At 42.2% G+C, this 14,914-nt stretch carries 19 protein-coding genes; 9 read left to right on the top strand and 10 right to left on the bottom strand.

All coding sequences use genetic code 11. The features are described 5' to 3' along the window. Positions 1-343: 343 nt before the first annotated feature. Positions 344-538, top strand: coding sequence for a YppF family protein (gene yppF / locus IEW67_RS16220; protein WP_308430747.1), 195 nt, complete (start codon positions 344-346; stop codon positions 536-538). 17 nt (positions 539-555) lie between these two features. Here the strand turns inward: yppF and IEW67_RS16225 are convergent, their stop codons facing one another. From IEW67_RS16225 to IEW67_RS16235, 3 genes are all read right to left on the bottom strand, one after another. Continuing rightward, positions 556-2,052 carry an alpha-amylase family glycosyl hydrolase gene (locus tag IEW67_RS16225; protein WP_188634121.1) on the bottom strand — a complete coding sequence of 499 codons (1,497 nt, stop codon included), beginning with the start codon at positions 2,050-2,052 and terminating at the stop codon, positions 556-558. Positions 2,053-2,415: 363 nt separating this feature from the next. After that, positions 2,416-3,420, bottom strand: coding sequence for a FecCD family ABC transporter permease (locus IEW67_RS16230; protein ID WP_188634137.1), 1,005 nt, complete (start codon positions 3,418-3,420; stop codon positions 2,416-2,418). A gap of 5 nt (positions 3,421-3,425) precedes the next feature. Then, a complete protein-coding gene (locus IEW67_RS16235; RefSeq protein ID WP_188634122.1) occupies positions 3,426-4,445 on the bottom strand; it encodes a FecCD family ABC transporter permease in 1,020 nt (339 codons plus the stop codon). A gap of 122 nt (positions 4,446-4,567) precedes the next feature. Between IEW67_RS16235 and IEW67_RS16240 the strand changes: the two genes are divergently transcribed. Then, positions 4,568-5,527, top strand: coding sequence for an iron-hydroxamate ABC transporter substrate-binding protein (locus tag IEW67_RS16240; protein ID WP_188634123.1), 960 nt, complete (start codon positions 4,568-4,570; stop codon positions 5,525-5,527). Positions 5,528-5,679: 152 nt separating this feature from the next. Here IEW67_RS16240 and IEW67_RS16245 read toward each other — a convergent pair whose 3' ends face one another. Further along, positions 5,680-6,045, bottom strand: a complete 366-nt coding sequence (locus tag IEW67_RS16245; protein ID WP_188634124.1) for a YisL family protein — start codon at positions 6,043-6,045, stop codon at positions 5,680-5,682. Between the two features lie 159 nt (positions 6,046-6,204). Between IEW67_RS16245 and IEW67_RS16250 the strand changes: the two genes are divergently transcribed. Continuing rightward, positions 6,205-7,401 (top strand): ornithine--oxo-acid transaminase, encoded by a 1,197-nt coding sequence (locus IEW67_RS16250; RefSeq protein WP_188634125.1) that lies wholly within the window; start codon positions 6,205-6,207, stop codon positions 7,399-7,401. 183 nt (positions 7,402-7,584) lie between these two features. Here IEW67_RS16250 and IEW67_RS16255 read toward each other — a convergent pair whose 3' ends face one another. Next, positions 7,585-8,757, bottom strand: coding sequence for a DUF418 domain-containing protein (locus IEW67_RS16255; RefSeq protein ID WP_188634126.1), 1,173 nt, complete (start codon positions 8,755-8,757; stop codon positions 7,585-7,587). Between the two features lie 122 nt (positions 8,758-8,879). On the opposite strand from IEW67_RS16255, the gene IEW67_RS16260 reads away from it, so the two are divergent. The 6 genes from IEW67_RS16260 (at position 8,880) to IEW67_RS16285 (ending at position 10,780) form a co-directional block, all read left to right on the top strand. Continuing rightward, positions 8,880-9,092, top strand: coding sequence for a spore germination protein (locus IEW67_RS16260; protein WP_188634127.1), 213 nt, complete (start codon positions 8,880-8,882; stop codon positions 9,090-9,092). A gap of 16 nt (positions 9,093-9,108) precedes the next feature. Beyond that, positions 9,109-9,312 carry a spore germination protein GerPE gene (locus IEW67_RS16265; protein ID WP_188634128.1) on the top strand — a complete coding sequence of 68 codons (204 nt, stop codon included), beginning with the start codon at positions 9,109-9,111 and terminating at the stop codon, positions 9,310-9,312. Positions 9,313-9,376: 64 nt separating this feature from the next. Continuing rightward, positions 9,377-9,928 (top strand): spore germination protein GerPC, encoded by a 552-nt coding sequence (gerPC, locus tag IEW67_RS16270; RefSeq protein WP_188634129.1) that lies wholly within the window; start codon positions 9,377-9,379, stop codon positions 9,926-9,928. Then, positions 9,918-10,103 carry a spore germination protein GerPD gene (locus IEW67_RS16275; protein ID WP_373288580.1) on the top strand — a complete coding sequence of 62 codons (186 nt, stop codon included), beginning with the start codon at positions 9,918-9,920 and terminating at the stop codon, positions 10,101-10,103. Before gerPC ends, IEW67_RS16275 begins: the two co-directional genes overlap by 11 nt. Before the next feature lie 10 nt (positions 10,104-10,113). Further along, entirely contained in the window at positions 10,114-10,488 is a 375-nt protein-coding gene (locus IEW67_RS16280) for a spore germination protein GerPE (RefSeq protein ID WP_188634130.1), read from the top strand. 73 nt (positions 10,489-10,561) lie between these two features. Then, a complete protein-coding gene (locus IEW67_RS16285) occupies positions 10,562-10,780 on the top strand; it encodes a spore germination protein (protein WP_188634131.1) in 219 nt (72 codons plus the stop codon). 106 nt (positions 10,781-10,886) lie between these two features. On the opposite strand, the gene IEW67_RS16290 is transcribed toward IEW67_RS16285, so the two are convergent. The 5 genes from IEW67_RS16290 to IEW67_RS16310 form a co-directional block, all read right to left on the bottom strand. Continuing rightward, positions 10,887-11,444: a hypothetical protein gene (locus tag IEW67_RS16290; RefSeq protein ID WP_188634132.1), complete on the bottom strand. Its 558-nt coding sequence runs from the start codon at positions 11,442-11,444 to the stop codon at positions 10,887-10,889. Continuing rightward, positions 11,441-12,079, bottom strand: coding sequence for an SCO family protein (locus IEW67_RS16295; protein WP_188634133.1), 639 nt, complete (start codon positions 12,077-12,079; stop codon positions 11,441-11,443). Before IEW67_RS16295 ends, IEW67_RS16290 begins: the two co-directional genes overlap by 4 nt. 168 nt (positions 12,080-12,247) lie before the next feature. Further along, complete coding sequence (locus tag IEW67_RS16300; protein ID WP_188634134.1) at positions 12,248-13,927, bottom strand: cbb3-type cytochrome c oxidase subunit I; 1,680 nt, start codon at positions 13,925-13,927, stop codon at positions 12,248-12,250. A gap of 12 nt (positions 13,928-13,939) precedes the next feature. Further along, positions 13,940-14,401, bottom strand: a complete 462-nt coding sequence (locus tag IEW67_RS16305; protein WP_188634135.1) for a cytochrome c oxidase subunit II — start codon at positions 14,399-14,401, stop codon at positions 13,940-13,942. 12 nt (positions 14,402-14,413) lie between these two features. Then, entirely contained in the window at positions 14,414-14,557 is a 144-nt protein-coding gene (locus IEW67_RS16310; RefSeq protein WP_188634136.1) for a cytochrome c oxidase subunit 2A, read from the bottom strand. Positions 14,558-14,914 lie beyond the last annotated feature (357 nt).

A 14,914-nucleotide genomic window follows, 5' to 3' on the forward strand; every position in this document is an offset into this window, starting at 1 on the left:
TTGGCATGATTTGGATTGGTACCTTAATTATACCAAAAGCCAGTGTTCATGCGGGTTTTTTTACGTTTTTTTATCCATTTTCATGGCGCTTTTTTATTGATTTATCAGGGTGCGAAACTCGAGTATTTATGGAACTTTATTAGAAAACCGGGCAAGAAGTAGCCCGGTTTTTCTAATATGAATCCCATTCCTGACGTTTGTCTCCCTCTTTTAGGTTGATATCATTAAATGACTGAAAGTAACCGTCATGCTACCCAAAGGCATGATAAAAATGTTCTGTCATGTTTCCCCTGCCTTGTACATATATTTCCGATAGGACAACCTAAATCGAAAGAAATAAAGGATGGTTAAGTTGAGCATTTTTGAATTAATAACAATCTTTGAAATGGAACGTGATCGGCCACCGGAATCAATGAATGCGCTCTTGGATTTTTATCAGCAAAAATACATCACAGGCGACATTAATATAAGGGATTACCGCAAGATCTATCATTATTTACACCGTCAAGGAGCCATTTCCGCCCACGAATTTGCATGACAAAGGAAGCTGAAGAATTATACTTCAGCTTCCCGTTTTTTTTGCTGGCGGGTCAGATAAATAATACCTACTACAAACGTTACAAAAATAGCCGCAATCGGAACAATCACTATCCAATTCAGACCAGCGTCATTCTGAACCACATACACTTCAGCAGTTTCGCGCGGCAAACCAACCCGGTATTTTCCGTTCTCATTTTCTCTTACCAGATTGTCTCCGAGCAATCCTTTCAACTGTTTGCCGGAAGCAACGCTATTCAGTAACACGTCTTGTGATTCCGTGTCATTATTAATGGCAATAAAAACTGTTTCATCTTCGTATGATCGTTTGAATACGCTCATCGCGCCGCTTGAATCCACCTGTTCATAATCACCATGCTGCAGTGCCGGGAATTCTGAACGGAGTGACCCGATTCGGTCTGTGAACTTCTGTAATTCGTCATCCGAACTGTTCCACTTAATCATCTGCTGGTTCTCAGGAAAACTGTTTCCGCCCATTGGAATTTCTGAGCCCTGGTAAACTAACGGTGCGCCCGGGGCAGTATAAAGGTAGGTTAATGCCAATTTCCATGCCGTTACATTATTCCGCCCATTCTTCTGAAATTTTTGGGTGAAACGTGCTGTATATTTAGTGTCAAGATAGCTTAACCCATCCTGTTCACCGGTGGATTGCCATGTATCATAAATACTAGTCAGTGGTGTGCCGGCTTTGGCAAACACTTTTGTCATCGGTTCATTCAATGCATGATTTTCCACTGCCTGCAAAGCTGTATCCTCAGTAAGGCTGCCATTATAGGATTCTTCATCCATAATATTGCCCAACAAATAGAATTCAGGATTGTTGCTGCGGATATGGGCTGTCAGCTCATCCAGAAATGCTTGATTGGCTTTATCGGCACCATGAAATCGATACCCATCGATATTGGTCTCTTCAATCCAATAATCCGCTACTTTTGTTAAAAAGTCCTGCACCTCAGGGTTGGACTGGTTTAATTTAGCTGTATGTTCCTGCCAGCGGAAAGACTTCTTGTCACTACTCTTTCTGATCCAATCACGTTTATCCGGATTATTCGTCATTGAATGGTTTTCGGAAACATAATTGGTTACAAATTCAAGCACAATCTTTATATCATTCGCGTGTGCTTCTTTCACTAATTCTTGTAAATCAGCCATCGTTCCGAACTGATCTTCCACTTGATAAAAATCCTCAATCCAATAACCATGGTAGCCACCAGCTGAATTTTCCATAATTGGAGACAGGACCAGTGTCGTATAGCCCATTTCCTTTAAATGGCCAAGTTTATCGGTAATCCCCTGTAAATCACCACCATGATACGCAACCGGATCCTCAAGATTAATCTGATCATCCAGAGTATTGTCGCCGTTATTAAAGCGGTCGACCAAAATCTGATAGAAAATTTCACTTTTGAATGATTCTTGATCTGCCGCTGCAACAGTGCCGGAGAAGCCAAACAACAACGGAATTACAAATAATGTTAAACACAGGCGCTTCATAAATGCACTCCTTCATATGTATGATAAAGTTCATGAAACTCATTTAGAGGGGCCCACTGAATGTTAATCGAACGAATAGGGTTTCACAACCAACTGCCCCTTACTTCGCTTTCCAGGTTTCCTTGAGATAATTGAATGGGGGTTCTTGAACGTAAAGATGAGTAAACGCTCTTTTCCTATTATTAACGGTTTATTTGAATAGTCAATGCCAGTTGATATATTGTTAAAAATCATTCATAATTAGTAATGTAAATTTCTGCATCTCCCCATTCAACGTGACACCCGGATTAAATGTTGATGCCTTTTAGCCTGTGTATTGGTTTATCTCTGTATATGCCGGTATTCCACTGCTTTCTTGACAATTCATTTTTCCTTGATTAACAAATATATAAAATACGGCGTACTGATAATGGCTACAACGATCCCAACAGGTATTTCCAATGGTGTCAATAAATTTTTTCCAATTGTATCAGACACCATTAAAAGCAAGCCTCCCATCAAAGCTGAAATGGGAATGGTATATTGATGCAATGGTCCAATAATTCTTCGGACAATATGTGGTACAACAAGTCCCAAAAAAGCGATGGCACCACCTGCAGCAACGCTTGCACCAGCCAAGGCAACAGCTATGGTCAGAAGAATACGTCGATCGCCTTCCACTTTTGTTCCGAGCCCTCCTGCAATGTCATCACCCAAATTGAGCACATTTAACGTATTCGATTTTTGAAGGGCATATGGAATAAGTATCAGTATCCACGGCAACAATGCTAGCACAAACGTCCAGTTAGCGCTCCATATATCACCGGACAACCATACCGTCACTTGACGAAAATCCTGCGGGTTCATTTTCAGCTGAAGAATAACCAATGCCGCGGAAAACCCCGCATTAACACCGATCCCGACAAGTACCAGCCTGATTGGACTAACACCTTTTTTCCATGCCAGTACATAGATCATTAGTGCTGCCAATAAAGCCCCCATCAGAGCGAATAATGGCATGACGAGAACGGAAAAAACATCGCCTATTGAATCCTGCAGAAAAAATATAAATAAAACAACTGCAAATCCCGCTCCCGTATTAATGCCCAAAATACCCGGTTCAGCCAAGTCATTCTGCGTAATACTTTGCAATATAGCACCCGATACTGCAAGACCTGTGCCTATTAAGAGGGCTAAAATAATTCGTGGCAAGCGAAATTCAAATAATACCAACTCCTGCCGATCTGTTCCGCTCCCCAGCAACGTCCGAATGACATCCAGCGGTGTTATATTAATAACACCTGTTCTCAAAGCCATAAAAAACATAACGATAATTAACAGAATCAATAACATCATTACACCAGTAAACCTTCCCGTTTTGTTATTCATCCGGGTCATTTATTATCACCCCCACTTCTTCCCCTGGCAAGATACAGGAAGAAAGGAACGCCGATAAGTGATGTTATCGCACCGACAGGCGTTTCATATGGTGCATTGACCAACCGTGAAACAACATCTGATAAAACGAGCAGTAGAGCACCGAACAATGCTGAAACAGGAATAATCCACCGGTAGTCTGTCCCCATTATAAAACGTGTCACATGTGGAATGATAAGCCCTATAAAACCGATGGCACCCGCAACAGAAACAGCCGCGCCCGTCAATAACAGAACGGTTAGAATTCCCATTATTTTGATCACTTTATTGTTTTGGCCAAGTCCTACTGCCACATCTTCTCCAAGATTAAGTACTGTCATCGATTTGGCAATCATTAGAGCAATTATGAAACCGATTATACCGGAGATGAGCAGAACCTGATTGGACGTCCAATCTGTTCCTGCTAATCCGCCTGCCATCCAGAATCCCAGTTGCTTTTCCAGCTGGAAGTGAAGTGCCATCACTGATGAAAGCGAACTTAATAATGTACCGATTGCCACCCCGGCTAATGTTAATTTAACCGGCGTCAAACCACCGCGGGAAAAAGAACCAATCGTAAAAATCATTGCAACGGCGACCCCAGCACCTGCAAATGAAGCAATGGTCATCCCGAAGTTTGATACAGCGGGATAAAAAACCATCACTAACACAAGTGCAAATGCCGCCCCATGTGTGACACCCATAATTGAAGGGGATGCCAAAGGATTTCGAGTCAGACCTTGCATCACTGCACCTGACACTGCTAAAAAAGCACCAGTCATTGCTGCTGCAAAAACTCTCGGCATCCGTAGCTCTTGAATCACCTGGTGAGATGAAAGGTTATCATTAAAGTGAAAGACTGCATTCCAGACAGTCAATAAATGAATATCTGCCACTCCAACGGACACTGAAAGTCCGGCAGAAAAGATCAGCGCAATGCATGTCAGCATCACTATCATGAATTTAAGAAACTTTGATTGCTGAATAATGGATAACATGATTTACTCCTACACTATAATGTGTTATATCACCAACTATAATCATCCTGCTAATTGACACAATAATTGAAAATGATTATCATTGTCGCTAGTGAATATTATAACATAGAGGAGACTTACCTATGCGACAACTGAACAGATCCCGTGTTTTAATACTAGGTTCTTTATTGCTGTTAACGTTATTGATCACCGCCTGTAGCGGCAGTGACGGGGATTCAGATTCCAGTAATCAGGATAACCAGCGTACATCTGACGTGACATTGAATAGTGCAAAGGGGGAGGTAACCATCCCTGGAAAAACTGAGCGCATCATCGCCCCTTTTCACGAAGATTCATTACTTGCATTAGGTGTTACGCCAGTAGCTAAATGGGCAATCGGTCAAACAGTGCAAGGCTATTTGGAAGACCAACTAAAAGAGGTTCCAAAACTTGAATGGAATATGCCTCAGGAACAGGTTCTGAAGCATGAACCGGATTTACTCATTTTAGAAAATGGCATGGACAGTTATGAAGGGGCCTATGAAGATTATCAAAAGATTGCCCCAACATATGTCATGACTGAAGAAACAACGAATAACTGGCGCAAGCAAATCGATACTTTCGGTAAAATACTTGGCAAGGAATCAAAAGCTGACAAAGTCCTGAATCAATATGATGATAAAGTTGCCAATGCAAAAGAAACATTAAACCACGCGATTGGCGAAGAAACAGTCGCAGCCATTTGGGCCAAAGGAGACCAATTCTTTTTATTTGAACAAAATCGCCACAGCGCAGAAGTACTTTATTCCGAACTTGGCATCAACCAGCCTGAATTAGTCAAAGAGCTTGGTAAAGCTCAATCGCAATGGAATCCTATTTCCATGGAAAAACTATCCCAATTAAAGGCTGATCATGTGTTTATTTTGGCCAAAGAAGACGAACCTGGACTGCAGACCCTAAAGAACAGTTCTGTTTGGCAACGTACACCCGCAGTCGAAAACGGCAATGTATATACGATAAATGAACCAAGTAACTGGACAAATAGAGGATTCTTTGCATCTAAAAAAACAATTGATGACGTGCTTGAAACATTGGCCGAGTAACCCTCTATTAAATGTCACAAATTTAAGATGTCATGGATTTTCCCTGAAACCATGACATCTTTTGTTTTCGTGTACCACGGTAATTTGATTTTGGGAACAAACCATTTTAAAAGGACCTTCCCCTGTGGAAAAGTCCTTGCTGCTTGTCAAACCTATGGCAAAAACCCGAGTCCAAGCCGGCCGAAACCTAAAATCAGCGTCAGCAATACCGCGATGACAAGCTGAATCCACCAGCTTTTTGTCGGTTCTTCGCGGCCGGATTTCATACTAATCATTTCCATTGCAAAAATCGCCCAGATTCCCGCAAGTCCTTTAAAAATGGCTTCACCCATCTGCGGGCCATTGAAATACGTTGCCAACAATGTGCCACCGGAATAAAGAATCAATAAATAATCCAGACGCAGAATCATTTGAAAGATTTTAGCACCTTTTGCTTTGCCTGATTTATTAAGGGCGACAACAACAATAAAGAGAATAAATGCCAAAACCCACGAAGTTACGTGTAAATGTGTATTCATATTAAATGTTCCTCCTTAAAACCCTTACTTACATACCACCTATCTTAACATGTCCTGTCGTTAAAATCATTTAAAAATTATTGAGCAGTCCCCGGAAGTAAATTAACACTAAAACTGTTATACTTGAGAGGAATGGTATTTTAAATTCGGAGGGATAATATGTCGAACATCAGCCAAGAAATTATTGATCAAACACAGGAATATGGCGCCAAAAACTATCATCCTCTTCCTGTTGTCATAAACAAGGCGGAGGGTGTATGGGTTGAGGATCCTGAAGGCAACCGATACATGGATATGCTCAGCTCATACTCTGCATTAAACCAGGGTCACCGACACCCGAAGATCATCGACGCCTTGAAAGACCAGGCCGATGCTGTCACCCTCACTTCACGTGCTTTTCATAATGACCAGCTCGGTCCATGGTATGAAAAAATCTGTAAACTGACCAATAAAGAAATGACACTCCCGATGAATACCGGAGCGGAGGCTGTTGAAACAGCGATAAAAGCTGCGCGCCGATGGGCTTATGATGTCAAAGGCGTTGCAGAAAACAAGGCTGAAATTATTGTTGCTGAGGGCAATTTCCACGGTCGTACTATGGCGGCTGTTTCCCTGTCATCAGAGGCAGAATACCAGCGCGGATTTGGACCGCTTCTTCCGGGAATTAAAATAATCCCTTACGGTAATGTGAACGCACTGAAAGAAGCCATTAATGAAAACACAGCTGCCTTCCTATTCGAGCCTATCCAGGGCGAAGCGGGCATCAATATCCCGCCGGAAGGGTTTTTGAAAGAAGCATATGATATTTGCGCTGAAAATAGTGTACTATATATGGCTGATGAAATCCAATCCGGCCTTGCACGTACAGGCAAAATGTTTGCCTGCGACTGGGAGAACGTTACACCCGATGTTCTGATTTTGGGTAAAGCACTGGGCGGCGGCGTATTTCCGATTTCAGCTGTAGTTGCCAACCATGATATTCTCGGTGTATTCAATCCGGGATCACATGGATCGACATTCGGCGGCAATCCGCTGGCATGTGCTGTTTCTCTTGCATCACTGGAGGTGCTCGAGGAAGAAAAACTAGCTGACCGGTCACACGAACTTGGCAATTACATGATGGGCGAATTGAAGAAAATGAACAATCCGAAAATAAAGGAAGTGCGTGGCAAAGGTCTATTTATCGGTGTTGAACTGACTGAAGCGGCACGCCCGTATTGCGAAGCGTTGAAAGAAAAAGGACTTCTCTGCAAAGAAACACATGAAAATGTTATCCGTTTTGCCCCACCACTCATCATTGAAAAAGAAGATCTTAAGTGGGCAGTCGGCCACATCAAAAACGTATTGGATGCATAAGTGAAGCCAGGCTGCTCCATCAAGGGGGAGCCTGTTTTTAATATTTACTTATTTAATCTTCTGGTGATGTTCTTGCCCTCGGGATGATATTCCCGCGCTCGGGGCGATATAGCCTTGCTCGCGGCTCCTATGCCCATGCCTCCACGCTCGCGCCTATATCAGCCAAATAGCACGCCAAGCAAGCTATTCATTCTCACGCAGTGTCTGTTTCTGCTTATAGGTAAGACTCCGCCAGATCCACTCAAGCGGGCCGTATCGGTACCGTTTGAGCCACCATCTGCTCGCAAAAATCTGAATCACATAAAACAACACAACGACCCCCATTGCCTGGACTGGTCTGATCATCCCGTACAAACCAAAACCAACGCCATAAAACAGCACAAAGCAGAATAACGATTGGAATATGTAATTGCTTAATGACATTCGTCCGATATAACTGAATGGCTTCAAGATTTTTTTACCAAGCGTACGTTGACCGGCCAATGCTATCGAAAATAAATAAAACAACGCTGAGGCAGTACCGCCAATATTATCCTGCACGTATGAAAACCAAACGGGATTCCCATATAAATGTGGCCCCATCTTCAGGATGGCAAACGCGATGAAGCTGATCAACCAGCCGGCTAAAATCTTCCGCCTGTGCTTACGGGGATAATGCAACCAGCGCTTCCTGGCCAGGTACATGCCCAACAGAAACAATGGCAAAAGCGTTGTTCCCAGCAACAAATATGAAAAAACGCTATTGGAATACACCCAGTCATTCAAGTTTTGCTCCAAAATGGCAGACAGGTCATCACTTGAATACATTTTTTTGGCACGGTTAATTTCGGAAATGTTGGCACCACCCAAGAGTGTCCTTATACGATATAACATAAATGTATACAATAGGACGCTGATACCCAGCATAAATGAGCTCCACAGCAATAGCGTTTTGTCATGCCTGAAAATAAACGCCATGAATAGCAATCCGATGATACCATACGACAACAAAATATCCCCATGCCAAATTAAGAATGCATGAATCATTCCAAATAGGATTAATATGGTCAGTCGCCTGTATAAAAATGGCATCACAGCAATCTTTTTAACCTTCAGACGTTCCTTAAATATTTGCAGGCTAAACCCAAACAGAATGGAGAATAGGGTATAAAAACTTGCCTGAAATAAGATGTCAATCAGCACTTGAGTCATTTGATCCGCTGCCAGCGGCCATGCATCTTGTTCCCCGCCATATAAAAAATAAGGTGCTGAGAATGCACCAATATTGACCACAAAAATTCCTAATATCGCAAACCCTCTGGCTGCATCAATCCACATCATACGTTCAGATTTTTGCAATGGTTCAGCAACCTTCATGATTTTTCAACCTTTCCACTAAACGAGCCATTTGCATACTATTCTACACCTGCAATAATAATTCCTTCCAAGTTCCACAATCCGCATTTGCACATAGACTATATCGAAAGGAGAATTTTCCGATGCCGGCAAAAGTTGGGGCTGTCAAAATAAATAATATCAGCGACTCAGGTACCTTTAACATTGGAGATGTGCTTTCCATGTCTCCGGAAAGTTCCGCAAAGACCTTTGCCGGCGGGGGATCGTTTAATACCGGAGACGGAACCTATATCAGACTCGGACGCTCAACGACCTATGTAACAGATCCTGATCAGGCTGACCAGAACATTACGTGACAATGGAGTGTTTACCATGAATTTCACCATTCATCAAACGATATCGATTCATTTTATTAAAATCAATGCGATATCGAATTCTTCTGTGTTTCAAATCGGGAGCACCGGAAGTGTTAGTGCTCAATCGGATATTCATAACACCGGTCGATACACCGAACCTGCTGAACCGGCCGAACCAGTCGGTGAACCATTTATCATCAGATTGGAGCAGCCCGATTAAGCACATATCCTACAGCTGCGCATAGACTATTTGCAGGCCTTTGCCCAGTTAAGGAGGACATTTTATGGACAGCTGGAGCCATTATCTTTATAACCTTAATCAGTTTATCCATGAACAAGACCAGAAAATCCACTCACTGGAAAAGAGGTTACAGCACCTTGAAAACAACACGAATGGGCACCAAAACCCACCGGTTGAAAAAATCGAATATAATTTCGATCAGCTGAAAATAGAAAACCTGAATGGAACACTTCATATCGGCTTATCACCGGAAGATTTAAACGGCATTGATGATTTTTCTGTACCTGATACCGGTAAATCACCGTTCCGACGACAGCTGGCAGCCGATTTAAACAACTATTTAAAGGAAAATGGCGAGCAACTTATAGTTGATATTGCTGCAGAGAAGCATGTTGCAAGAGATAACATTGATCCGCATATACTTATTGAAGACATGGCAAAGCAGCTGCCTGAACGCATTACATTTTATGAAAATGAAGCCAGACAAAACCATCAGGAATTGAGTGAAAGCCAGCTTAAAGACCATATAAGCGAACAAATTAAACAGGAAATTCATCAATCCTTGAGTAAATACATGGAAGGGAATGAACCGTAAAATGAAAATGGAAGTCCATAATTGGGACCTGAACGTTGAAAATGTTGCGATTACTACCATATCAGCATCTTCCGTGTTTTTGATCGGTGACAATGACGAATTCGTCCTCTCGTCATTTTTCGATACACCTCCCGAAGTGGCTGCCCTTGGTTCAATTGTCCCGTTGGCCCGTTAAGGCGATCCTAATGAAGGAAAAGCGAATGGCTTCTGCGGACTATGTCAGTTTGAATGGCTTAACATTCAGCAGCATTTTCAATATCGGTGATACCGGACATGTCCGGTCAACATCGCGTGGAATTGCTTTGCAAAAAGAAGGTGCGAGGTTTAAATCTGACACTAACATTGATTTCAATGATTATTCCCTGTTTAATCGCAATATGATATTACCGGAAACCATCACACCTGTTCAAAAAGAAACCATTCATCATTCAGACACCATACGCGTCCAAACATTAGATATTATCGGCATCAGTGAGGCAGCTTTATTCCAGATTGGAAATCTAGAGCAAGCTTACTGCGAATCACGAATCAAACACTTCCGAAGATATTCCAGAAGTTAATTGCACACACATGCTTACCCATTTCATAAACTATCACAACAACACTTTACACGTAAATGGAGCAGGTGTTTTTATGCCATCAATCGTAGGACCGATTAAGATCAATAGTGTCGATGGGGGTGTCATGAATTTTGGTGACTCATTCTATCTGGCACCCAAAAGCACATCGAAAACGAGTTCAGGTTCCGGATCTTTCAACACCGGCGACTTCATCAATACTAACAACGGTATAAGTTCAACGAACCCACTTGATCCGGATGTCAACGATCAGAATGTTTCCGGAAATGCCTAAGTCTGCACAAAAGCAATTGTGCAGACTTTTTGCTGTATACCGCTGAAATTGTAGTCATTCTCTGTACTGCCAATCTTGCAATCCGTCTGCAGGCAGAAACACAAAACTATTCATATTGCGAATGATCAAGAAATAATAATTGCAGCACATAGAACAGCAGGAAGGCACCGAAGAATAATGACCCCCACCCTACCGTTTGTTGCTCAACAAGAAGATAATTATTGCAAAGTTGACTGTCAGCACCAATATAAATCCAAGCCATGATAGCAAACATAATAATAAAAAATGTAAAGACGAGTTTTTGACCAACAGTACCTATTTTTGCCCAACTATCCCTTAAGGCGACACCAGCTAAAAATGGCAGACTGATAAACTTAAATATTTCAATCGTCTGAATGGCGAGAGCCTCATCCATTAAACGCGGAATCATCCAAAAACTCCAGATTATCATGAATAATAGAATACCGGGAATTCCGTTTGTATTCCACTTTCTGAAAAAATTCGGGAATTGCAGTTGAAAAAACCGCCCCATTAAAAAACCCGATATAAGCAAAAGTGTCATCTGCATATGCATATGGATAATCATAATTGATTCCATTACGTCAGCGACCGGTGGAAGCGCAAGGAAGATAAACAGCAATAATCCGTAAAACGCCTGTTTCATGGCTGTGAACCCTCCTCCGCAAGCAGACTGTTCACTTCATCGGCCGCTTCATCAATTTGTGTAAAATCCATCATTTTCAGCAGCTGTCCTGACTTTCCAATTAAATAAAAGGCACTGTTGTGCGTGAAATCACCATCGTCATTAGGAATGACGATAACACCCAGCTTTTCCAAGAGCGTATTGAGCGAATCTGTATCGTTGATTCTGGCCATTCGCCACGTTTCGCCATCACTACCAAAATAGGACCTGTATTTTGCCAATACATCCGGATCATCACGTTCAGGATCAAAACTGATGCTCAAGAAAACAATATCCTCTCCAATATGTTCTTCGGGAATCTGTTCATAAACTTGTGCCATATTCATCTCAAGCTGCGGACATACTGTCGTACAGTTCGTATACATAAACGTAACAAATACGTATTTTCCATCAGCAAATTCATTAAATGAATAAGTTCTTCCCTTACTGTCCTCAAGTGTGACGTTTAGGAACTTGGGCTGGCTCTGGTTCACGTCATAAGTGCGCGCACTTTCTGCGGTGAAAGCACGAAAGCCGTCCGTTCCGGTATAAAACAGTCCGAAACCAAACAGCAATACAACGATTACAGCTAAGGTATTCCGTTTATTGTTGATCATGATGATCACTTCCCTTGAAAATCCTGATAAAGTGAAATGCCATTCTGTGAGGTGTTTAGCGATTTTCCCCACAGAATGTCAGTTGAACCGAATCGATCTTATGAGCATTAGCCACCGTTATTAAGACGTGACACTGACCATTGAACGAAACGTCACTTTGTCTTAACGTTACCATGTTTTAATAGGTGGTGACCCCGGTGGTGCGTTGACCACAAAGTCTACAATCGGAACCACATAAGCCATGGCAACGACCATCAGCAGTAATAGAATCCAAAGGCTCCAGCGTTCCGTCCATAATGGCGTTTTTTCGGCATCATCTTCCACTTCGCCAACCGGGAATTCTGTTTCACCTTTTGGAGCAAAAAACATCATGTTGAATACAGCGTAAACTTGAATGATAACACCCAACAACAGCAATGTTGCGCCAAACGCCATCACATATTCATACGGTATCCAGCCGAGAGCGACTTCGTGATCACCATATGTCGTATACGATGTTCGTCTCGGATCACCCAGCAGACCTACCATATGTTGTGAGCCCGACATGAGTATCATTCCGACTGTCCAGACGATTGTCTGAATAATACCCAACCGATTCATTTGCGGTGTCAACTTCCGCTTCGATATATATGGCACAAGCCAGTAACAAATCCCGAAGAACGTCAAGACAGCCGTTACACCAACTGTTATATGAAAATGCCCGACAACCCATAACGTATTATGAATAACCTGGTTCATTTGGTTACTTGTGTTAATCAGCCCGCCTGCACCACCAGGAATGAAGGCAATCATAGCAATCATTGGTGCCAGGAAGCGGACATCGCCCCATGGTAGTTTAGTGAACCAGCCAAGCAGACCTCTTCCCCCTCTTTTACGACCTGCCCTTTCAAAGACTGCAAACATTGCAAATGCAGTCATAAGAGATGGAAATGCGATCGAAACACTCATAAATACATGCAGAAATTTAACCGTTTCTGAGATGCCCGGATCAATTATTTGATGGTGGAATCCTCCCGGAATATTTAAGATGACCAGCAGGATGACAACAACCCTTGCCAATTTGTCACTGAAAATCCGTCCGCCGATTATTTTTGGTACGGCAACATACCATGCTGATGTTGCGATAATATACCATACGTTAACCAATGTGTGGCCAAAACTCCAGAATAATGTTCGACTAACCATGACATTAATCGTTTCCTTCCATCCCAATGACCACGGAATAAGAGTCAGCACTTCAATCGTTACACCCAGACTTCCGAAAAACCAGAGGATGAACACTCCCATTGTAAAGAAAGCAAAAAGCGGTGTGACCTCCCCTTTATGATTTTTGCGCCAGTGATTATAATTCATGAATACCCCAAAGGCACATGACCAGATACCAAGAACAACGAAAACCAAACCGATATAAAATACAGGTGATGCCGCCAATGGCGGATAAAATGTGTACAAGACAGACGCTTCATTCATCAGGATTGTCATAACGACCAGTCCGACACCGAACAATATCAGGCCAAATCCTATCCAGGCCATTTTTCTTACCTTAGGAAGCAATCCTCCCATTGAATGCGAAAATCCTGCATATAAATAACCGATCGAAAATGCAGCTGTAAAAATCAAAATCAACAAAATACCGTGTGCGGTCAGAACCTGATAATAGTTCAGCCATGCCGGCAGCTGTAGCAGACCTCCTCTTTCAAGGCCCTGCACTAATCCTAAAAACCCGCCGATAAGCAATGTTATAAATGCTACTGATAAATATGCTTTGGAGATTTTAGCATCTTTTTCATTGACCCCAAGTGCTTTGTTCGGTTCACCGCGAATCACTTCATTTAGCGCTTTTGCCATGTGATCACTCCCTTACTTCACTATAATTTCCGTCGACATCATCTGATGCCCGGTACCGCAATACTCATTGCACAGCACAAGATAGTTGCCCGGTTCATCAAACGTGTGGGTAATTTTCTGAATATGTCCAGGCATAACCATGGCATTAATGTTTGTACCGGGAACTTGAAAACCATGTGTCACATCTTTGGACGTCATTAAGAATGTAACTTCGGCGCCTGCCGGGACCTCTATATTGCTGGGATTAAAACCGAATGATTGCAGTGTCATGACAACTTCATATTCATTTTCGCCCGTTTCATATACGCCAGGTTCATCAAATGGTGCCGTTTGATCAACCTTTTGCGGATCAATTGTTTCCTTATGGCTCGGCGGCCCCATTCCCAGCGCAAAGGCCTGATATCCGACTATAACCATAAATAAAACTAACACACCTGCACTTAAACCAAGCCAAATCTCTTCAAGACGATGCATAATACTCCCTCCTTAGACTCGATCCATATAAAGCCAAAAAATACCAGCCCACATGACGACGATAATAGCAGCCACAATCAGCAGTGATGTGAACGTTCCTTTCAAGGACTTGTCATTTTCTTTATTTTTGGAAGCGATTTTCCCGGCCTTTTCCATGTTAATCTCCTCCTTGGTTGATTGATTACACTTACATCATATTCAGTCAAAGAGCTTTTCAAAGTGAATTAAATCACACGATAATGTGATTTTGACAACAGGTTTAATAAACTAGCAAACTTTCATCCGTAAAAAAAGCCAAACCCTTGATGTACCAAGGGTTTGGCAAGTATAAGATCAATCTGTATTCTGTAACAAATATGTCATACATTCATAATTTAACTTGGCTTAAGAAAAACCGGGCAAAGTGCGGCCCGGTCTTTTTTCTATCTTCGTTAGAGAAAATCCGATAATTTATATTCCTGTCCATGTACGCCATTATAATACGTTGGATACATTTCCCCTCCACACATTTCA

The sequence above is a fragment of the Lentibacillus kapialis genome (assembly GCF_014646635.1).
GTDB classification, from domain to species: Bacteria; Bacillota; Bacilli; order Bacillales; family Amphibacillaceae; genus Lentibacillus; species Lentibacillus kapialis.